The organism is Nocardia farcinica, from assembly GCF_001182745.1.
Classification (GTDB): Bacteria; Actinomycetota; Actinomycetes; order Mycobacteriales; family Mycobacteriaceae; genus Nocardia; species Nocardia farcinica.
In genome coordinates, this window is record NZ_LN868938.1 from 2,810,890 (window position 1) to 2,830,549 (window position 19,660).

Sequence of the window (19,660 nt, forward strand, 5' to 3'; positions counted from 1 at the left end):
CATAGAATGTCAAGCAGTAATCTTCCGGTGGTGAACTCCGTGCCCGACCCCGACCCCGATCGCTCGCCCACTGAGCTCTCGCCCATCGACGCGGCGATCTTCGACGCCGCCCGCGCCTGCGTGGCGGAGTTCGGCGTGCGCCGCACCACCCTCACCGAGGTCGCGCGCCGCGCGGGCGTCAGCAGGCCGACCGTGTACCGGCGCTGGCCCGACACCGGCTCGCTGGTCGCCGAACTGCTGGTGCGCGAACTGCGCGAGATCCTCGACGCCACCACCCCCGTCGCCGGCGACGGCCGGGCGCGCCTGGTCGGCTCGGTGGTCACGGGCGCGGCTCGCATCCGCGAGAATCCCTTGTTCGCCAAGATCTTCCGCACCGATACCGACCTGATGCTCACCTACGTCTTCGGCAGGCTCGGCCGCAACCAGCGCGCCCTGATCGACCTGTTCGCGGCGGGTATCAGGGCGGGCCAGGCGGACGGGTCGATCCGCCCGGGCGAGCCGGTGCAGCTGGCGGCGATGCTGCTGCTCATCGCCCAGTCGGCCGTGCAGTCGGCGGGCACCGTGGCCGGGCTGCTCCCCGCCGATCGGCTCGACGCGGAACTCGGGCGCGCGATCGAGGGCTACCTCGCGCCGGACGGGGCGGATTCATGACCGGGTGCACCGGCGGGTCGCGGTCGCGGCTCCCGGAGCGAGCAGGCGTGCGCGGTAGCGCCGCCGGAGAGGCAGTGCGATGACCAACCACCCAGAGCGATACGGGAATTCGGCGCTCGACGCCGCGCGCAGGACGCGGGAGCTGCACCAGCTCGGCGATCTCGGCACGGTCGACGTGCTGGTGGTCGGCGGCGGCGTGACCGGTGCGGGCGCGGCACTCGACGCCGCCTCGCGCGGACTGCGGACCGTGCTGGTGGAGCGGCACGACCTGGCGTGGGGCACGAGCCGGTGGAGTTCCAAACTCGTGCACGGCGGACTGCGGTATCTGGCCGGCGGCCGGGTCGGCATCGCGCGGGAGAGCGCGATCGAGCGCGGCATCCTGCTCGGCACCGTGGCCCCCCACCTGGTGCGTCCGCTACCGCAGCTGGTGCCGTTGCTGCCCGGGATCGGCCGCGCCCAACAGGCGCTGATCCGCGCGGGCTTCCTCGCCGGCGACGCACTGCGCCGCAGCGCGGGCACACCCGCCGCGACCCTGCCGCGCGCCCGCCGGGTGGCCGCCGCCGAGGCCCTGCGGCTGGCCCCCACCGTGCGGCGCGCCGGGCTGCGCGGCGGCCTGCAGGCCTGGGACGGGCAGCTGGTCGACGACGCGCGCCTGGTCGTCGCGCTGGCCAGGACCGCGGCCGCGCACGGCGCGCTGGTCCTCACCCGGGTGGCGGCCGAGGCGATCACCGGTGACTCGGCCGTCCTGCGCGACACCCTGACCGACGAAACCCTCACCGTCTCCGCGAAGGCCGTGATCAACGCGACCGGCGTCTGGGCGGATCAACTCGACCCGAGCATCTCCCTGCGTCCCAGCCGCGGCACCCACCTCGTCTTCGCGGCCGAGGCCTTCGCCGGCCTGTCCGCCTCACTGACGGTGCCCGTGCCCGGCAGCGTCGGCCGCTTCGTCTTCGCCTTCCCCGCCGCGCACAACCGCGTCTACCTCGGACTCACCGACGAGGACGCGCCCGGACCGGTGCCCGACGAACCGCAGCCCACCGACGCCGAGGTCGACTTCCTGCTCGACACCGTCAACCCCGCCCTGCGCGAACCCCTCACCCGCGCCGACATCCGCGGCCGCTACGCGGGCCTGCGCCCGCTGCTGCGCACCGGCGACGGCAACACCGCCGACATCTCGCGCGAGCACGCCGTCCTGCACTCGCCGTCGGGGGTGTTCACCATCGTCGGCGGCAAGCTCACCACCTATCGGCGGATGGCACAGGACGTGGTCGACGCCGCGGTGCGGGCATACCGGCTCCCCGCCGGGCCCTGCCGCACCCACACCCTGCCGTTGGTCGGCGCGGTGGCCGGCGCGGCGCGCGACCGCATCGCCGCACCGCCGCTGCTCGTCGACCGTTACGGCAGCGAGGCGCCGCAGATCCTCGCCCTCGGCGAGCGCGACCCCGCGCTGCGCGAGCCGGTCGCCCCCGGCCTCGACGTCACCGCCGCCGAGTTCGCCTTCGCCCGCAGCCACGAGGCCGCCCTCACCCCCGACGACCTGCTGGACCGCCGCACCCGCATCGGCCTGGTCGCCGCCGACCGCGCCGCCGCCCTGGCGGCCGCCACCGCGGCATTCGAGGGGTAGGCGACGGGGCTACCGCCTCCGGCCGCTCAGCCGAAGGTCCAGGTGGCGACGTCGGCGCGCATGCATTGGCGCGGCCAGCGGTCCAGGCCGTGCGCGGCCTCGGCGGCGCGGAGGGCGCGTAGGCCGGGCGTCTCGGTCTCCGCGGTGAGTGCGCGGAAGCCGAGCCGGGCGTAGTAGGGACCGTTCCACGGCACATCGACGAAGGTGGTCAGGGTGACGGCGGGCAGCCCGTGGTCGCGGGCCCACGCGACGGCATGGTCGATCAGCTGCTTGCCGAGCCGGTGGCCGCTGTGGTCGGGGTGCACCGACACCTGGTCGATGTGGGCGTTGCCGTCGACGAGGTCGAGCACCAGGTAGCCGATCGGGCGGTCGCTCGCGTCGACGCACACCCAGGCCCGATCCTCCGCCAGATATTCGCGCAGGGTCGCGAGAGTGGGTGGTTCGTCCTCGGCGACTTCCGTCATGCCCACGTCGGCGAACGGTTTCCCGGCCGCCCGTTCGATGTCCTGGAGAACGCAAAGGTCGGCCTCGACGGCCGCTCTGATAGACACCACGCACTCAGTGTGAACCTCGCGCTCTCGGCCACCCGCACCAGCCCGGCCGCGGGCCGACAGCCACCACTCGAGGAAACCCCTGTCCAGGGGGCTGACACCCGGCCGCCGCACGCGCCGTCGCCGGGGAAAGCCACCGGGCCCCTCGGGGTTGCCCACCCGCCGATCGGGAACGCGCAGGTACGTTCGCTTACCTTCACGCAGGCGAAGTGGTCGGTGACACAACCTGGTTCGGTCCCGGCACCATCGGATACGCGCATCCGGTGCCGGAAACAGCTTGTGCGGTCGGAAAATTCGTCGCGAGACCGGTCCTCGCACGCTGATCCCGGTCCGGTATGACCGATCTCGGCCGACGGGCGGCCGGAGTGCGCGAAAGTCTCTATCCTGGACGCCGTTGGCGCGCGGAGAAGGAGGTTGCCGGGTGGGTAAGAGCCCGTCGACGGTAGGCATCGCACCGGGTGAGGGACTGATCGCACGCTTCGGCGCGGCGCTGGTCTACCTCGCCGAAAGCGATTCGGGCGAGCGGATTCTCGATGCCGTCGAGGCCGAATCCGATGGCCCGCATCCGGGCGCGGCCATCGCCAGGCGGCTGGCCGGTGTCGTGTTCGGCGGCGGCGCCGAGCCCCCGGCGTTCGGCGTGGTCGCCCCCACCGAGGACGGCACCGTCATCCTGCTCCGCGGCCCGGTCCGCGCCCGGATCCACGGCGCCGAGGGCGCCCGCGACCTCTCCGGTGCGCGCGCGTTCACCTGGGTGGACGAGATCGTGCGCGAACCCGTCCGCCGAATCCTCGTCGGGCGGGACACCGGCGCCTGGCCCGCCGTGCACCCGCACACCGACCTCCGCGCGGGCATCGTCCCCGGTGCCGCCTTCGAACTGCGCGTCGGCGTCCGCCGGACCGACCCGGTCACCCCGACGTCGGGCGCTGCCACCTCCGCGCCCGGCGCCGCCCCCGCACTCCCCCGCCCGGATTCGCCCGCCACGGGCCGCCCCGTGGCAGCCGGGGCGGTCTCCACCGGTGATCGGGCGAGCGGAATCGCCGGAGCGCCCGGCTTGCCGGTCCGGCGACCGGGCGCATCGGCGAACTGGCGCGCCGCGGCACTACGCCCGGGTGTCTCCGGCTTCGAGCGCGTGGGCTCCGCGGCCGTTCCCGCGGCGGGTGACCCCGGACCGAACTCCCCCGCACCCACCGCCGAAGCCCCGGCCACCTCGGACGGAACCCCCGCGGAATCCCGCGACGGACGCTCCACCGCAACACCGCGAATCCCCGCCACCGCCGGATCCGCACGGGGCGCAAGCCCCACGACCCCCGCCGAACCCGGAGCGACCACCCCGCCCGCCTCTGGCATGAGCACCGCGGCTACGTCCACCGCCGGCACAAATCTCTCCGGTACCGGCGGGGACTCGGGCGCGCGCGCCACTACCGACACCAGCGCCGCCGCGCACACCGACAACGGCACCGCCGCCGGCAACGGCAACGACGGCAACGGCGGCAACGACGGCAACGACGGCAACGACGCAGGCAACGACACCGACGCCAGCAACGGCGACGGCGACGGCGGCAATGCTGCCGGTACCAGCCCCGGCACCGCCGACGACAACGGCGCCGGCACGAGCACGAACACCAGCAGCACGAGCGCGGGCAGCACCGGCACGGGCACAGCCACCAGCGCGGGCAGCACGAGTCCCAGCCCGAGCCCCAGCAGCGCGAGCACGGGCGGACGAATCGCCGACACCGCCGACGATCACCGCACGCCCGCCACAACCGGGTCCGACAACGCCACCGGTGGCACGCTCGGGACCGCCCCGGACACGGCCGAAGCACCCCGTGACACCGCCCTCGGTGAACGACCTGCCGCCACGAGCCGCCCCGACATCACCACCGGAACCACGCCCCCGACCGCCCCGGCACCGGACGGACCACCCCACGCCGTCCCCCTCGGTCAGGGATCTACCCATCCAGACCGACCGGGCCACGCGACCCGCCCCACCCCCGCCCTGACCACGGATGCCCCCGGCTCCGGGACGCGCCCCGCCGACGTAGCGCAGGCCGAGTCCCCCTCGGCGCCGTCGTCCGGGCCCACCGCGGCGGCGGGTACGCCCGGCACGACGGACCGGACGAACACCCCGGCCGGCACGGCCGATTCGACCGCGGGCGCCGGACCCCGTCCCGCGCCGGTCCCGGACCGTCCCGCCCCGACCTCGTCCGAGGCGACCCGGACCCGCTACCCCGCTCCCACCGCAGCCCGCACCCAGGCGCAGCCCGCCCTGCCCGGAGCGACGGGGAACACCGGATCCGCCCAGCGGCCAGCGACGGGGCAGGCGACCACGGCGGACCGACCGACGCCTGCCGAACCGGGCCCCACCGTCTTCCTCGGTCCCGGCGATCGTCCCGGTCCCGAGCCGCCGGCACCGGACAACCCCAGCACCGCCGACCTGCCCGCCACCGCGCCCGCGGGCTTCGACGCCCTGTCCGAGGACACCGACCGGCCCGAGGACGCGCCGAAGCCCGCCACGAAGGTGATGCCGCTGGCCTGGTCGGAGGTCGAGGAGCCGGCCCGGCCCGCGCCGTTCGCCCCGCAGCCCGACCGGTGGGGCCGGGTGGTTCCGCTGCGTCCGCAGAGCGCGGCCGAGCCGCCCGGGGCGCTGATCTTCGAAGACGTCATCTACCCGCTGGACCGCGCGTACGTGGTCGGACGCAACCCGTCCGGCGACGAGGCCGTGCGCAACGGGCTGGCGGCGCCGCTCACGCTGCCACGGGACCGGCACGTCTCCCGGGTACACGCCCACGTCACCCTCGACGGCGGACGGGTGCTGGTGCGCGATGCGGGCACCCCGGCGGGCACCTTCCTCGCCGGTCCGGGCAGCGACCAGTGGACCCGGGTCGGTTCCTCGCCGGTGGAGCTGCCGCCGGGCTGGCGGCTGCGCATCGGCCAGAAGATCCTCACGCACCGGCCCGCCACCCGGCCGCTGGCGGCGTTCCCGCGCCGCTACTGAGTGCGACCGGCCGGTCTGTTTACGATGCATCGGGTGGGATCACCGCGAGTCCCACCCGTCCGGAGAGGACAATGAACGCATGCATCGTAAGGGGCCGACCGAGGACATCGACGAGTCCGCGCTGACCGTCTCGCCGCCGAAGGAGCAGGCCGCGGGTGTCACCGCGGTCGCCGTGGCGCTCAAGCGCTCGGTGGAGGAGATGGGTGTGCTACGTACGGCGCGCACCTTGACCCGGGTGAACCAGGCGCACGGCTTCGACTGTCCGGGGTGTGCCTGGCCGGAGCCGAGTGGGCATCGCAGGCCCGCGGAGTTCTGCGAGAACGGCGCCAAGGCGGTGGCCGAGGAGGCGACGCTGCGGACCGTCACCCCGGAGTTCTTCGCCGCGCATCCGGTCGCCGAGCTGGCCGGGAAGTCCGGGTACTGGCTGGGTCAGCAGGGCAGGCTCACCCACCCGATGGTGCTGCGCCCCGGCGGCACGCATTACGAGCCGATCGGCTGGGACGAGGCATACCGCCTGATCGCCGCGGAGCTGCGCGCGCTGGACTCCCCCGACGAAGCCGTCTTCTACACCTCCGGCCGCACCGCCAACGAGACCGCTTTCCTCTACCAGCTGCTGGTGCGTAGTTTCGGCACGAACAACCTGCCCGATTGCAGCAACATGTGCCACGAGTCGTCCGGCACGGCGTTGATCGGGTCGATCGGCATCGGCAAGGGCTCGGTCACCATCGACGATTTCGCCCGGGCCGACCTGATCATCGTCGCGGGCCAGAACCCGGGCACCAACCATCCGCGCATGCTCAGCGCGCTGGCCGGCGCGAAGGCCAACGGTGCGCGGATCGTCGCGGTGAACCCGCTGCCCGAGACCGGCCTGCTCGGTTTCCGCGACCCGCAGACGGTGCGCGGGCTGACCACGGGGGTGGATCTGGCGGACGACTTCCTGCAGATCCGCCTCGGCGGCGACATGGCGTTGTTCCAGGGCTTGGGCAGGCTGCTGCTCGAGGCCGAGGACCACGCGCCCGGCACCGTCGTCGACCGCGAGTTCGTCGAACGCGACTGCGCGGGCTTCGCCGCCTACGAAAAGCACCTCAGGCAGGTCGATCTGGACACCGTGCGGACCGCGACCGGCCTGACCCACGAACAGTTGCATCACGCGGCCGGGCTGCTCGCCAAGGCCGAGCGCGTGATCGTCTGCTGGGCGATGGGGTTGACCCAGCACAAGCACGCCGTCGCCACCATCGAGGAGGCCACCAACCTGCTGCTGATGCGCGGCATGATCGGCAAGCCCGGCGCCGGCCTGTGCCCGGTGCGCGGGCACTCCAACGTGCAGGGCGACCGCACGATGGGCATCTGGGAGAAGATGCCCGAGTCATTCCTCGATGCCCTCGACCGCGAGTTCGCCATCACCAGCCCGCGCAAGCACGGCTACGACACCGTCGAAGCGATCCGCGCCATGCGCGCGGGCCGGGCCAAGGTGTTCGTCGGCATGGGCGGCAACTTCGTCTCCGCCACCCCCGACACCGAGGTCACCGAGGCGGCATTGCGCAGCTGCTCGCTCACCGTGCAGGTGTCGACGAAGCTCAACCGCAGCCATGTCGTGCACGGTCGCACCGCGTTGATCCTGCCGACCCTGGGCCGCACCGACGAGGACATCCGCGGCGGGGTGCGCCAGCAGGTGTCGGTGGAGGACTCGATGTCGATGGTGCACCTGTCCACCGGCCGGTTGCGGCCGGTGAGCGAGCACCTGCGCAGCGAGGTCGCGATCGTGTGCGAGCTGGCGCTGGCGCTGTTCGGGCCCGAGCACCCGGTGCCGTGGGCCCGGTTCCGTGACGACTACGACACCATCCGCGACGCGATCGCCCGGGTCGTGCCCGGCTGCGCCGACTACAACGTCCGGGTCCGGCAGCGCAACGGCTTCGTGCTGCCCCACCCACCGCGCGACCAGCGCGAGTTCCGCACCGGTACCGGCAAAGCCAACTTCGCCGTCAACGAGCTCACCTGGGTGCCGGTGCCCGAGGGCAGGCTCGTGCTGCAGACCCTGCGCAGCCACGACCAGTACAACACCACCATCTACGGTCTCGACGACCGCTACCGCGGTATCCACAACGGCCGCAAGGTGGTGCTGGTGCACCCCGCCGACATCGCCGAATTCGGGTTCACCGACGGCGACCTGGTCGACCTGGTCTCGGAATGGACCGACGGCGTCGAGCGCCGCGTGCGCGGCTTCCGCCTGGTCGCCTACTCCACCCCTCGCGGCAACGCGGCGGCCTACTACCCCGAGACCAATCCGCTGGTCCCGCTCGACCACGTCGCCGAGCGTTCCAACACCCCGGTCTCCAAGGCCGTCACGATCCGGCTCGAACCGCACGTGCACGCGGAGGCACCGGCGTGAGTGGGCGCGTGACCGCCCGCCGCCGGGTGGTGCGGCTGACCCCCGCCGGCGAGATCCGCCGCCAGGACACCCTGGCGGTGGAGGAACCGCTGGAGATCCGCATCGGCGGGCAATCGCTCACCGTCACCATGCGCACCCCGGGCAACGACATCGACCTGGTCCACGGATTCCTGCTGAGCGAGAACATGATCGGCGCCGCCGAGGACGTGGTCTCGGCCCGCTACTGCGCGGGCACCGACGAGCAGGGCCGCAACACCTACAATGTGCTCGACGTCGAACTGCGCCGCCCGGTGCCGGTGCGCACCCGGCACGTGCTGACCACCGGGGCGTGCGGGCTGTGCGGCAAGACCGCGCTGGACGAGGTACGGGCGGTCACCCGGTTTCCGCTGCCCGCGCACGGCGTGACCCTCGCCGCGGACGTACTGGCTGACCTGCCGGCGACCTTGCGGGCCAGGCAGTCGGTGTTCCAGGCGACCGGCGGGCTGCATGCGGCGGGACTGTTCACCGTCGACGGCACCCCGTTGGCGGTGCGCGAGGACATCGGCAGGCACAACGCGGTGGACAAGGTGATCGGCTGGGCGCTGCGGGAGAACCGGGTCCCGGCGCACGAGCTGGTGTTGATCGTCAGCGGCCGCGCCTCGTTCGAGCTGGTGCAGAAGGCGGTGATGGCCGGGATCCCGATCCTGGGCGCGGTCTCGGCGCCGAGCTCGCTGGCGGTCGATCTGGCCGAGGAGGCCGGACTGACATTGGTGGGCTTCCTGCGCGGCGAGACGATGAACGTCTACAGCGGCGCGCACCGGCTGCGCAGCGTCTCCGCCGGTACCCGGACCGCCTGATCCGGGCGCGCCCGGCCCGCATTCCCCGCCGGGCCGGGCGGCGCGGGCGACTCAGATCTTCAACGCCTCGAGCAGCGCGGCCCGCTGCCGGGCGCCCAGGCCCCCGATGCGACGGTCTTCGGGGATCTCCGCCTGGTCCATCAGCTTGGCCGCCTTGACCGGTCCGACGCCGGGCAACGCCTTGATGACGGCGGCCACCTTCGTCTTCTTGACCAGATCGTCGGAATCCGCCTTCGCGAGCAGGTCCGCGACGGAGACCTTGCCGGCCTTGACCTTCCCGATCAGTTCCGAGCGCGCCTTGCGAACCGCGGCCGCTTTGGCCAACGCCTCGGTGCGTTGTTCGGCGGTCATCGTGGGCAGTGCCATTTCTCCTCCGCTTTCACTCGTCACTCGAACATCTGGTTGACCGCACCGAGTAAACATCACCGCACCGACAGACGGCCGCCGACACACCGGGCGGAGCGGCCCCCGAGTTTCACCGGACCGACCGGCCCGAACAGCCGAAATGCTTCGGGGGCCGCGGCATTCACACACCGCCGACCCATCGATCCCGGCACAGGCCGCAAACCGGACATCGGAAATCGCAACCGAACAGCAACCTTTCCGGCCCGAAAAGACCCCCGACCGGGCGGTAACAGAACATGCGTTCGGGACGACAGATCAGTCAGCAGTACCCCGCAGGATCAGGTTCAACGGCGAACCGAGGGAATCGACGACGCTTCCCGAACACATCCGCCGCGCCGTACTGCCCAACCACACACCGGCACCCTGCTAGCCTCCGAACTGAAACACGTTTCAATTCTGCAGAGGTTGCCATGACACAGAAGATTCGCGACACCATCGAGCGCTACGTCGAACTCGTCGGCTCGGGCCCCACCCAGGGCATCGTCGACCTCTACACCGAGGACGCCACGGTGGAGGACCCGATCGGAACGCCGCTCCGGCGCGGGCACGAGGCGATCCGGGAGTTCTACTCGGTGTTCGAGTCCCTCGACCGCTCGACGGAGCTGCGAACCGACACCGTCCGCATCGCGGGCAATCACGCCGCGTTCATGTTCGACGTCGTCACCGTCCACGGTGACCAGCGCTTCACGGTCACCCCGATCGACGTGATGGAGTTCGACGAGGACGGCAGGATCGTCCGCATGCGCGCGTACTGGAACCCCGAACAGGACATGCGGGCCGAGCCCGCCTGACACCCCGCGACGCCGCGCGCCCCTCGGGTCGCGCGGCGTCGCGCGTCCGGATCCGGTCCGTCCCGGAGCCGGTCAGCGGGTCTCGAGCAGGGCGTCGGCCAGGCTGTGGACCACCTCGAAGCCCGGTTCGGGCGCGTGGGCCAGCCGCCGCGAGATGTCCAGCAGCCGGGTCACGCACGGCGGCCCCGTCACCACGCGCACGCGGATGTCGGCGTCCTCGGCCAGCGCCCGCGCCTCGAACAGGGCATGCAGGCCCGCGACACCGAAGAACGCCACCCGCGACAGGTCGATCACCAGACCGGGCACGCCGGGGCGTAGCGCGGTCAGCAGCTGGGCGCGGAACTCGTCGGCGGAGAAGTGGTCGACCTCCCCCGCCACCGCACACAGCGTCACCGCATCACTCGGCGTGGTCACCGACACCCGCACGCGGGGAGTAGCTGCCATCGACATGAGGATCCCGTGGCCGTGGCGCCGGGACGAACCGGCGCGGCTGAACGCTTCGGGCACCGCGCCCGCAGCCGGGCCGACCCCGGCCGGCCCGCGCACGGAGTACCCGATCGAGCGACGAGTTACACCTCGAAATTCGTTCGGTCCCAGCGATATTCACCGGGACCGAACGGTAGGGCACGCGCCGGGCTCAGGCCGACTTGTCGCGCCGCTCGGGGCGCTGCGGCTTGCGGGGCACGATGGTGGGCAGCACGTTGTCGTTGACGGTGTCGGCCGTCACGACCACCCGGGCGACGTCGTCGCGGCTGGGGATGTCGTACATCACCGGCAGCAGGACCTCTTCCATGATGGCGCGCAGGCCGCGGGCACCGGTGCCTCGCAGGATGGCCTGATCGGCGATCGCCTCGAGCGCGTCCTGGGTGAACTCCAGTTCCACGCCGTCCATCTCGAAGAGTCGGATGTACTGCTTGACCAGCGCGTTCTTCGGTTCGGACAGGATCTTGACCAGCGATTCCTTGTCCAGGTTGGTCACCGAGGCGACGACCGGCAGGCGGCCGATGAACTCGGGGATCAGGCCGAACTTGATCAGATCCTCGGGCATCACGTCGGCGAAGTGATCGGTGGTGTCGATCTCGGCCTTGGACCGCACCTCGGCACCGAAGCCGATACCGCGGTGGCCGGTGCGATCGGAGATGATCTTCTCCAGACCGGCGAACGCGCCCGCCACGATGAACAGCACGTTCGTGGTGTCGATCTGGATGAACTCCTGGTGCGGATGCTTGCGCCCGCCCTGCGGCGGCACGCTGGCCTGGGTGCCCTCCAGGATCTTCAGCAGCGCCTGCTGCACGCCCTCGCCGGAGACGTCGCGGGTGATCGACGGGTTCTCGCTCTTGCGGGCGATCTTGTCGACCTCGTCGATGTAGATGATGCCGGTCTCGGCGCGCTTGACGTCGTAGTCGGCGGCCTGGATCAGCTTGAGCAGGATGTTCTCCACGTCCTCGCCCACGTAGCCCGCCTCGGTGAGCGCGGTCGCGTCGGCGATGGCGAACGGCACGTTCAGCATCTTCGCCAGCGTCTGCGCGAGGTAGGTCTTGCCGCAGCCGGTGGGCCCGAGCATGAGGATGTTGGACTTGGTCAGCTCCACCGTCTCGCCCCGGCTGTCGCGACCTTTGTCGCCGGCCTGGATGCGCTTGTAGTGGTTGTAGACCGCGACCGCCAGCGTGCGCTTGGCGGCGTCCTGGCCGATCACGTAGTTCTCCAGGAACTCACGGATCTCGGCGGGCTTGGGCAGCTCGTCGAGCTTGACCTCGCTCGATTCGGCGAGCTCCTCCTCGATGATCTCGTTGCACAGATCGATGCACTCGTCGCAGATGTACACGCCTGGTCCCGCAATGAGCTTCTTGACCTGCTTCTGGCTCTTTCCGCAGAACGAGCACTTCAGCAGATCGCCGCCGTCTCCGATGCGCGCCATCTCGTGGGTCCCTACTTCCTTGTCCGCGTGCAACCGTCCGTCCGGGCCGCCCGGCCATCCGCCCGGCTCGGGTGTATCACAACACCACGAAGCTGTTCCGGCGGGGGCGAGCATGCCGTCGACCCAGAGCAAAGGTCCCTAGGTCGACCGTACCCGGTGTGCGCGACGGAGGTCGACAACTCGAGCATGTTTCTCGCCGGGGTTGTGCGAGTTCTCACGGCGGCGGCGATATTCCACCGTTCGCAGCCGTTTCCGGCACCGGCCGGGCGGCACGCCACACGGCGTGTCGCCCGGCCGGATGCGCGGCGACGGCGAGCCCGGCTCACTTCTGTGCGCTGAGCTTGCGGTAGTCGAACACCGTATCGATGATGCCGTATTCCTTGGCGTCCTCGGCGGTGAGGATCTTGTCCCGGTCGGTGTCCTTGCGGATGGTGTCGGGATCCTTGCCGGTGTGGCGGGCCAGCGTGGTCTCCATCAGCCTGCGCATGCGCTCGATCTCGGCGGCCTGGATCTCGAGGTCGGAGACCTGACCCTGGATGCCGCCCTCGAGGGAGGGCTGGTGGATCAGCACGCGGGCGTTGGGCAGGCAGGCGCGCTTGCCCGGGGTGCCCGCCGCGAGCAGCACCGCCGCGGCCGAGGCGGCCTGGCCGAGGCAGACGGTGGCGACGTCGGCGCGCACGTACTGCATGGTGTCGTAGATCGCCATCAGCGAGGTGAACGAGCCGCCGGGCGAGTTGATGTACATGGTGATGTCGCGGTCGGGATCCAGCGACTCGAGCACCAGCAGCTGGGCCATGATGTCGTTGGCCGAGGCGTCGTCCACCTGCACGCCGAGGAAGATGATGCGCTCCTCGAACAGCTTGTTGTACGGGTTGGACTCCTTGACACCGAAGCTGGAGTGCTCGATGAACGAAGGCAGGATGTAGCGCGCCTGCGGCGAGGACGGCGCGATGCCGGACAGCCCGGCGCGGGGGTCGATCAGAGCCATTTCGTCTCCAAAGTCTGTGTGTTCAATCGACGGCTGTGAGGGGCGGTCCGGCCGCCGCCTACCCGCCTATGCCGTTGGCCTGGTTCGCGTGGCTGATCACGTGATCGATGAAGCCGTACTCCAGCGCCTCCTGCGCGGTGAACCAGCGGTCGCGGTCGGCGTCGGCGGTGACCTGCTCGACCGACTTGCCGGTGTGCAGCGCCTGCAGCTCGTTGAGTTCCCGCTTGGTGTGGGCGAACTGCTCGGCCATGATCGCGATGTCGGCCGCGGAGCCGCCGATGCCCGCCGAGGGCTGGTGCATCATGATGCGCGCGTGCGGCAGGGCGTAGCGCTTGCCCTTGGTGCCCGCGGTGAGCAGGAACTGGCCCATCGACGCCGCCAGACCCATGCCGACCGTGCGGATGTCGCACTCGGCGAACTGCATGGTGTCGTAGATGGCCATGCCCGCGGTCACCGAGCCGCCCGGGGAGTTGATGTAGAGCGAGATGTCGCGGGTCGGGTCCTCGGCCGAGAGCAGCAGAATCTGCGCGCACAGCTTGTTGGCGATGTCGTCGTCGACCTGGGTGCCGAGGAAGATGATGCGCTCACGCAGCAGGCGCTCGTACACCGAATCACTGAGGTTGAGACCAGCAGTCGCGGATGTCATGACCCCTGCCTGGTTCTTTGTCACGGATACCTGCCTTCTCTTCTCACCGGCTCGTGCAGCCGTCCGGCACAGCCATCACTGGTTCGTCGTCACACACATTAACGAAGCGGGGCGGCACCGAACTCCCGGTACCGCCCCTCTTCGCTCACAGCGGAACGTGGCGCGTCATCGCGCGCCACCTTCGGTCATTCCGAATCGGCCGCGGCCTTCTCGGCGTCGCCGGCCTGCGCGGCGTCGGCCTGCTCCGGCTCGGCGGCGGGCTCGCCGAACATCTCGGCGGTGTCGACGGTGTTGCCCTCGGAGTCGGTGACCTTCACCTTGCCGACCACCCCGGCCAGCGCCTTGCCGCGGCGCACGTCGGCGAAGACGGCACCCAGCTGGCCTGCCTGCTGCACCTGCTGGATGAACTGCTCGGGGGCCATGCCGTAGCGCTGGGCCTGGAACAGGATGCGCTCGGTCAGCTCCTCCTGGCCCACCTGGGTGCCCTCGGCCTCGGCGATGGCATCCAGCAGCAGCTGGGTCTTCACCGACTTCTCGGCCGCCTCCTTGGTGTCCTTGTCGAACTCCTCGCGGCTCGAGCCCTGCGCCTCGAGTGCCTCGGCCAGCTTGGCCTCGTCGTGGTCGAAGCCGTGCACCGCGTCGTGCAGCACGGCGTCGATCTCGGCCTGCACGACCTTCTCCGGCAGCGGCACCTCGGTCTTCTCCAGCAGCGCCTCGAGCACCTTGTCGCGGATCTCGCCGGCCTGCTGCACCTTCTTCACCCGCTCCACGCGGCTGCGCAGGTCGGCCTTCAGCTCCTCGAGGGTGTCGAATTCCGAAGCCAGCTGGGCGAATTCGTCGTCGGCCTCGGGCAGCTCGCGCTCCTTGACCGACTGCACGGTGACGGTGATGACGGCTTCCTTGCCCGCGTGCTCACCGGCGACCAGCGTCGAGGTGAACTCCTTGGACTCACCGGCGGACAGGCCGATCAGCGCCTCGTCCAGGCCCTCGATCAGCTGCCCCGAGCCGACCTCGTGGGACAGGCCGGTGGTGGACGCCTCGGGCACCTCCTGGCCGTCGACGGTCGCGGACAGGTCGATGGAGACGAAATCGCCTTCCTGCACCGGGCGCTCCACGCCGGTGAGGGTGCCGAAGCGCTGGCGCAGCGAGTTCAGCTGCTCCTCGATGTCCTCGTCACCGATGGTGAAGGCGTCGACGGTGACCTCGAGGTCGGCGTAGTCGGGCAGCGCGATCTCGGGCCGCACGTCGACCTCGGCGCTGAAGGCGAACTCCTGGCCGTCCTCGATCTTGGTGATCTCGATGTCGGGCTGGCCGATGACCTTGACTTCCGAGGTGGTCACGGCCTCGCTGTAGCGCGCGGGCAGCACGTCGTTGACGACCTGCTCGAGGATCGCGCCGCGGCCGAGGCGGGCTTCGAGGAGCTTGGCGGGGGCCTTGCCCGGGCGGAAGCCCGGGATACGAACCTGCTTGGCCAGGGCCTTGTAGGCGCGATCGAAGTCCGGCTTCAGTTCCTCGAAGGGCACCTCGACGTTGATCCGGACCCGGGTCGGGCTCAGCTGCTCGACGGTGCTCTTCACGGACATGCTCCTTGGTTCGTTGTTCGTTCGGGGTTCCAGGCGCGACTCCCGGCCGGGGTGCGCGTGACGCATCCCGACCAGGGTAGTTGACCGGGGGCGGCGGGCTGCAATCGCCCGCCACCCGGTGCCCTCCGGCGCGCGCGGGTCACTGTCCGACGCGCACCGCGTCGGTGACGAAGACCAGTGTCTCGTTCGGCGCGACGCCGTTGCCGCCCGCGCCGTAGCCCAGATCCGGCGGGATGATCAGCAGCCTGCGCGCACCCTCCTGCACGCCGACCAGGCCCTGGTCCCAACCGGGGATGACCTGGCCCGCCCCCAGGGTGAGCTGGAAGGGCTTGCCGCGATCGAAGGAGCTGTCCAGCTTCTGCTTGTCCGACCAGGTGACCAGGGAGTAGTTCATGGTCAACTCCTGGCCCGCGGCCGCGCCGGGGCCGCTGCCCTCGACCAGGTCCTCGACGATCAGCCGGGTGGGCGGATCGCAGTCGCCGGGGATGGTGATGGTGGGGTTGTCGCCGAAGCCGCCGGTGACGCCGATGTCGGCGGCGGTGCATTCGCGGCCGTGCTTCGGCTGGGCCGCGTTCGGCTGGGTCGTGTTCGGCTGGGTCGCGGTCTGCGTGCTCGCGGCGGGCGCGGTGGTGGCGGAGGTCGCGGCGGCGCTGTCGTCGTCGGAGCCGCACGCGGTGAGGGCGCAGGCGGCCACGGTGACGGCGCCGATCCCGATGATCCTGGCGAGAGTCTGCATGCGGCGGACCCTAGACCACCGCCGCCCGCGGTGCCCGCCCGAGGTGTCCGCGCCCGAAAACGGGTACTGCCTCCCTGACACCGGCCGTCACCGGTTACGGGAGGAGTCCACGAATGACCCAGATGGCCAGCGCCGGGGGCGACACCTCGGCCGACAACGTCGGCGCGCACGGCGGACGGACCGTCGCGCCGGTGCCCTACGAGCTCACCGAGGCCGCCGGGCCGCTGGACCGCGCGGAACTCGCCGCGCTGGACGCCTGGTGGCGCGCGGCCAACTACCTGTCGGTCGGCCAGATCTACCTGATGGCCAACCCGTTGCTCACCGAGCCGCTGCGGCCCGAGCACATCAAACCGCGGCTGCTCGGGCACTTCGGCACGGTGCCCGGACTGAATCTGGTGTGGACGCACGCCAATCGGGTGATCCGGCAGCGCGGGCTGGACGCGGTCTTCGTGGCCGGGCCCGGTCACGGCGGGCCGGGCCCGAACGCCTGCGCGTGGTTGGAGGGCACCTACTCCGAGCTGTACAGCCACATCCCGCGCGACGGCGAGGGGATGGCCGCGCTGTTCGCCCAGTTCTCCTTCCCCGGCGGCGTGCCGAGCCACTGCGCCCCGGAGACGCCGGGCTCCTTCCACGAGGGCGGCGAACTCGGGTATTCGCTGCTGCACGCCTATGGTGCGGCGCTGGACAATCCCGACCTGACGGTGTTCTGCGTGATCGGCGACGGCGAGGCCGAAACCGGCCCGCTGGCGACGAGCTGGCACGGCAACAAGTTCCTCAACCCCGGTCGCGACGGCGCGGTGCTGCCGATCCTGGCGCTCAACGAGTACAAGATCGCCAACCCGACGCTGTTCGCCCGCATCCCGGAACCGGAGCTGATCAACCTGCTCGAAGGCTACGGCCACGAGCCGATCGTGGTGGCCGGCGACGATCCGGGCGTGGTGCATCAGCGGCTGGCCGCGGCGATGGACACCTGCATGAACCGGATCGCGCAGATCCAGCGGGCCGCCCGCGGCGGGGCCGACGGCAGCCGCCCGGCCTGGCCGATGATCGTGCTGCGCACGCCGAAGGGCTGGACCTGTCCCCCGGTGGTCGACGGCGACCGGGTCGAGGGGACCTTCCGCGCCCACCAGGTGCCCCTGCCCGCGGCCCGCACCGACGACGGCCACCGCGCCGTCCTCGAGCAGTGGCTGCGCTCCTACCGTCCCGAGGAGCTGTTCGACGATCGGGGCAGGCCGGTGCCCGAACTGCTCGCCCTGGCGCCCGAGGGCGACCACCGGATGAGCGCGAACCCGGTCGCCAACGGCGGGGCGCTGGTGCGCGACCTGCGGCTGCCCGACTGGCGCGAGTTCGGTGTCGAGGTGAAGACGCCCGGTGGCAGCACGCACGAGGCCACCCGGGTGCTCGGCGGCTGGCTGCGCGAGGTGACCCGGCTCAACCCGCACAACTTCCTGACCTTCGCCCCCGACGAACTGGCCAGCAACCGCCTGCAGGACATCCTCGAGGTGACCGGGCGCGATTGGCAGGCCGAGGTCGGCGAGTACGACGTGGCGCTGGACCGGTCCGGCCGGGTGATCGAGGTGCTCTCCGAGCACATCTGCCAGGGCCTGCTGGAGGGCTACCTGCTCACCGGCAGGCACGGGGTGTTCACCTGCTACGAGGCGTTCATCCACATCGTCGACGCCATGTTCAACCAGCATGCGAAGTGGCTCGACGCCAGCGCCGCGGTGCCGTGGCGGCGGCCGCTGGCGAGCCTGAACTACCTGCTCTCCTCGCACGTGTGGCGCCAGGACCACAACGGCTTCACCCACCAGGACCCGGGCTTCCTGGACGTGGTGCTCAACAAGAAGCCCGAGATCGTGCGCGTCTATCTGCCGCCGGACGCCAACACCCTGCTCTCCACCTACGACCACTGCCTGCGCTCGCGCCACTACGTGAACGTGGTGGTGGCGGGCAAGCAGCCGCAGGAGGACTGGTTGTCGGTGGAGCAGGCGGCCGTGCACTGCGCGCGCGGTCTCGGCATCTGGGAATGGGCCTGCCACAACGACGATCCGGGCACCACCCCGGATGTGGTGCTGGCCTGCGCGGGCGACGTGCCGACGCTGGAGACGCTGGCGGCGGCCGCCATCCTGCGGGATCGCCTGCCGCGGTTGCGGGTTCGGGTGATCAACGTGGTGGATCTGATGCGGTTGCTGCCCGCCGAGGAGCATCCGCACGGGCTGCCGGACCGGGAGTTCGACACGCTGTTCACCACCGCGAGCCCGATCATCTTCGCCTTCCACGGCTATCCGTGGCTGATCCACCGGCTCACCTACCGCCGCACCAACCACGACGGCCTGCATGTGCGCGGGTACAAGGAGGAGGGCACCACCACAACGCCTTTCGACATGGTGATGCTCAACGATCTGGACCGCTACCACCTGGTCATGGACGTCATCGACCGGGTGCCCGGGCTGCGCGAGACGGCGGCCGGGCTGCGGCAGGAGATGGTCGACGCGCGCTGGCGGGCCCGGGCCTGGACGCGCGAGCACGGCGCCGACATCCCCGTGGTCGCCGACTGGACCTGGCCCGAGCCGAGCCGCTGAACCGCACCGCCGAACCAGGCGCAGAATGGCGAACGCAAAACTGCGTTATCGAACCGATGCACAACAGCGGTGTCCTCACCGCCCCCTCGGCCATTACGCTCGACGTGTCCGAGCGAGCCTCGGATCCCTGAGGCGGTACCGGTAACGCCCAAGCCGGCCGCTTCGCTGTACGAGGCGGTGAGACCGCGCCAGCGGCCCTCACCGCCTCGCCACATTTCCGGCCCCTCACGAGGACGAATGCCGCCGGAAGAACCCCGAGGAAGAACGCCGGGAAAGAACGCCGCGTCCGGCGAGAATACGCGAGCCTGCCGCCCGATCCAGGCGGAATCGAAAGATGGTCGGGGTGACAGGATTTGAACCTGCGACCCTCCGCTCCCAAAGCGGATGCGCTACCAAGCTGCGCTACACCCCGTGGCCTCGCGGTGGCCGCGGCCGCCGACGAGGATGAAACGTTCGTGGAGCGGGCGACGGGAATCGAACCCGCACCATCAGCTTGGAAGGCTGAGGTTCTACCATTGAACTACGCCCGCGAGCATACGACACCGATGGGATCGCCACGATGTCGTGTGCGCACCGACTGTACCGAATGCCGATCGGCTTGCGCCAATCGCCCCTGCCCCGGCGCGCGACCGCTGGAACAGGTGTCAATCCGCGCGCCGCTGCCGCGCCCGCGCGCGGCACCGGGCCGGCGCGCACGCGAATCGTCGACCCGACGGGGTGAGTCAGCACATTCACGGCGTGTCCGCGGCGACTCTCCAGCGAATGCGTCCTCGGATGTAACGTCCGCGCCGCTGTGACGATGTCATACCGAACGTCATCCCACATCAAGGAAAACTCGTTGTAGAACGGCGTTTTTCAGGGGCGGGCGGCTTGCTAGGATCCTTTTGCCGGACGGGGGTATCTGGAAAGGGGGCGGTGAACGTGCGCCAGGCTTGGTGGACACAACCGCGTAGCAGTACTGAACG

General features: G+C 70.9%; 15 protein-coding genes and 2 tRNA genes. 7 read left to right on the plus strand and 10 right to left on the minus strand.

Going from position 1 to position 19,660, the window contains the following annotated elements; translation table 11 throughout:
• Positions 1-6: 6 nt before the first annotated feature.
• Complete coding sequence (locus AMO33_RS13515; protein ID WP_060592828.1) at positions 7-651, plus strand: TetR/AcrR family transcriptional regulator; 645 nt, start codon at positions 7-9, stop codon at positions 649-651.
• A gap of 79 nt (positions 652-730) precedes the next feature.
• On the plus strand, positions 731-2,275 hold the full coding sequence (locus AMO33_RS13520; RefSeq protein WP_060592829.1) for a glycerol-3-phosphate dehydrogenase/oxidase: 1,545 nt from the start codon (positions 731-733) through the stop codon (positions 2,273-2,275).
• Between the two features lie 26 nt (positions 2,276-2,301).
• On the opposite strand, the gene AMO33_RS13525 is transcribed toward AMO33_RS13520, so the two are convergent.
• Positions 2,302-2,829, minus strand: a complete 528-nt coding sequence (locus tag AMO33_RS13525; protein ID WP_240327516.1) for a GNAT family N-acetyltransferase — start codon at positions 2,827-2,829, stop codon at positions 2,302-2,304.
• 418 nt (positions 2,830-3,247) lie between these two features.
• On the opposite strand from AMO33_RS13525, the gene AMO33_RS13530 reads away from it, so the two are divergent.
• The 3 genes from AMO33_RS13530 to fdhD all read left to right on the plus strand — a co-directional run bounded on the left by AMO33_RS13530 (position 3,248) and on the right by fdhD (position 9,046).
• Entirely contained in the window at positions 3,248-5,821 is a 2,574-nt protein-coding gene (locus AMO33_RS13530; protein ID WP_060592830.1) for an FHA domain-containing protein, read from the plus strand.
• Between the two features lie 79 nt (positions 5,822-5,900).
• A complete protein-coding gene (locus tag AMO33_RS13535; RefSeq protein WP_060592831.1) occupies positions 5,901-8,210 on the plus strand; it encodes an FdhF/YdeP family oxidoreductase in 2,310 nt (769 codons plus the stop codon).
• Complete coding sequence (gene fdhD / locus AMO33_RS13540; protein ID WP_060592832.1) at positions 8,207-9,046, plus strand: formate dehydrogenase accessory sulfurtransferase FdhD; 840 nt, start codon at positions 8,207-8,209, stop codon at positions 9,044-9,046. Before AMO33_RS13535 ends, fdhD begins: the two co-directional genes overlap by 4 nt.
• A 51-nt stretch (positions 9,047-9,097) precedes the next feature.
• On the opposite strand, the gene mihF is transcribed toward fdhD, so the two are convergent.
• Positions 9,098-9,412, minus strand: a complete 315-nt coding sequence (gene mihF / locus AMO33_RS13545) for an integration host factor, actinobacterial type (protein ID WP_060592833.1) — start codon at positions 9,410-9,412, stop codon at positions 9,098-9,100.
• A 449-nt stretch (positions 9,413-9,861) separates the two neighbouring features.
• On the opposite strand from mihF, the gene AMO33_RS13550 reads away from it, so the two are divergent.
• Positions 9,862-10,242 (plus strand): nuclear transport factor 2 family protein, encoded by a 381-nt coding sequence (locus AMO33_RS13550; protein WP_060592834.1) that lies wholly within the window; start codon positions 9,862-9,864, stop codon positions 10,240-10,242.
• 72 nt (positions 10,243-10,314) lie between these two features.
• Here AMO33_RS13550 and AMO33_RS13555 read toward each other — a convergent pair whose 3' ends face one another.
• The 6 genes from AMO33_RS13555 to AMO33_RS13580 all read right to left on the minus strand — a co-directional run bounded on the left by AMO33_RS13555 (position 10,315) and on the right by AMO33_RS13580 (position 16,113).
• Positions 10,315-10,686: an STAS domain-containing protein gene (locus AMO33_RS13555; protein ID WP_228786648.1), complete on the minus strand. Its 372-nt coding sequence runs from the start codon at positions 10,684-10,686 to the stop codon at positions 10,315-10,317.
• A gap of 193 nt (positions 10,687-10,879) precedes the next feature.
• Positions 10,880-12,160 carry an ATP-dependent Clp protease ATP-binding subunit ClpX gene (clpX, locus tag AMO33_RS13560; RefSeq protein WP_011207865.1) on the minus strand — a complete coding sequence of 427 codons (1,281 nt, stop codon included), beginning with the start codon at positions 12,158-12,160 and terminating at the stop codon, positions 10,880-10,882.
• A gap of 322 nt (positions 12,161-12,482) precedes the next feature.
• Positions 12,483-13,148, minus strand: a complete 666-nt coding sequence (locus tag AMO33_RS13565) for an ATP-dependent Clp protease proteolytic subunit (RefSeq protein ID WP_011207864.1) — start codon at positions 13,146-13,148, stop codon at positions 12,483-12,485.
• 58 nt (positions 13,149-13,206) lie between these two features.
• Positions 13,207-13,794 (minus strand): ATP-dependent Clp protease proteolytic subunit, encoded by a 588-nt coding sequence (locus AMO33_RS13570; RefSeq protein WP_011207863.1) that lies wholly within the window; start codon positions 13,792-13,794, stop codon positions 13,207-13,209.
• A 185-nt stretch (positions 13,795-13,979) separates the two neighbouring features.
• Positions 13,980-15,371: a trigger factor gene (gene tig, locus AMO33_RS13575; protein WP_060593481.1), complete on the minus strand. Its 1,392-nt coding sequence runs from the start codon at positions 15,369-15,371 to the stop codon at positions 13,980-13,982.
• Between the two features lie 145 nt (positions 15,372-15,516).
• The gene (locus tag AMO33_RS13580; protein WP_060592835.1) at positions 15,517-16,113 is read right to left on the minus strand and encodes an FKBP-type peptidyl-prolyl cis-trans isomerase; all 597 of its coding nucleotides are present in this window, start codon (positions 16,111-16,113) and stop codon (positions 15,517-15,519) included.
• Positions 16,114-16,226: 113 nt separating this feature from the next.
• Here AMO33_RS13580 and AMO33_RS13585 point away from each other — a divergent pair, with 113 nt between their 5' ends.
• Complete coding sequence (locus AMO33_RS13585) at positions 16,227-18,695, plus strand: phosphoketolase family protein (RefSeq protein WP_197657704.1); 2,469 nt, start codon at positions 16,227-16,229, stop codon at positions 18,693-18,695.
• A gap of 335 nt (positions 18,696-19,030) precedes the next feature.
• Here the strand turns inward: AMO33_RS13585 and AMO33_RS13590 are convergent.
• Positions 19,031-19,107: transfer RNA gene (locus AMO33_RS13590), tRNA-Pro, on the minus strand.
• A gap of 44 nt (positions 19,108-19,151) precedes the next feature.
• Positions 19,152-19,225: transfer RNA gene (locus AMO33_RS13595), tRNA-Gly, on the minus strand.
• Between the last annotated feature and the right edge of the window lie 435 nt (positions 19,226-19,660).

Bases quoted from the DNA above. Each gene is read 5' to 3' on its own strand.
- AMO33_RS13515 (WP_060592828.1), top strand. From the start codon at position 7: ATGTCAAGCAGTAATCTTCCGGTGGTGAACTCCGTGCCCGACCCCGAC.
- AMO33_RS13520 (WP_060592829.1), top strand. From the start codon at position 731: ATGACCAACCACCCAGAGCGATACGGGAATTCGGCGCTCGACGCCGCG.
- AMO33_RS13535 (WP_060592831.1), top strand. From the start codon at position 5,901: ATGCATCGTAAGGGGCCGACCGAGGACATCGACGAGTCCGCGCTGACC.
- mihF (WP_060592833.1), bottom strand. From the start codon at position 9,412: ATGGCACTGCCCACGATGACCGCCGAACAACGCACCGAGGCGTTGGCC.
- AMO33_RS13550 (WP_060592834.1), top strand. From the start codon at position 9,862: ATGACACAGAAGATTCGCGACACCATCGAGCGCTACGTCGAACTCGTC.
- AMO33_RS13555 (WP_228786648.1), bottom strand. From the start codon at position 10,686: ATGGCAGCTACTCCCCGCGTGCGGGTGTCGGTGACCACGCCGAGTGAT.
- clpX (WP_011207865.1), bottom strand. From the start codon at position 12,160: ATGGCGCGCATCGGAGACGGCGGCGATCTGCTGAAGTGCTCGTTCTGC.
- AMO33_RS13565 (WP_011207864.1), bottom strand. From the start codon at position 13,148: ATGGCTCTGATCGACCCCCGCGCCGGGCTGTCCGGCATCGCGCCGTCC.
- AMO33_RS13570 (WP_011207863.1), bottom strand. From the start codon at position 13,794: ATGACATCCGCGACTGCTGGTCTCAACCTCAGTGATTCGGTGTACGAG.
- AMO33_RS13580 (WP_060592835.1), bottom strand. From the start codon at position 16,113: ATGCAGACTCTCGCCAGGATCATCGGGATCGGCGCCGTCACCGTGGCC.
- AMO33_RS13585 (WP_197657704.1), top strand. From the start codon at position 16,227: ATGACCCAGATGGCCAGCGCCGGGGGCGACACCTCGGCCGACAACGTC.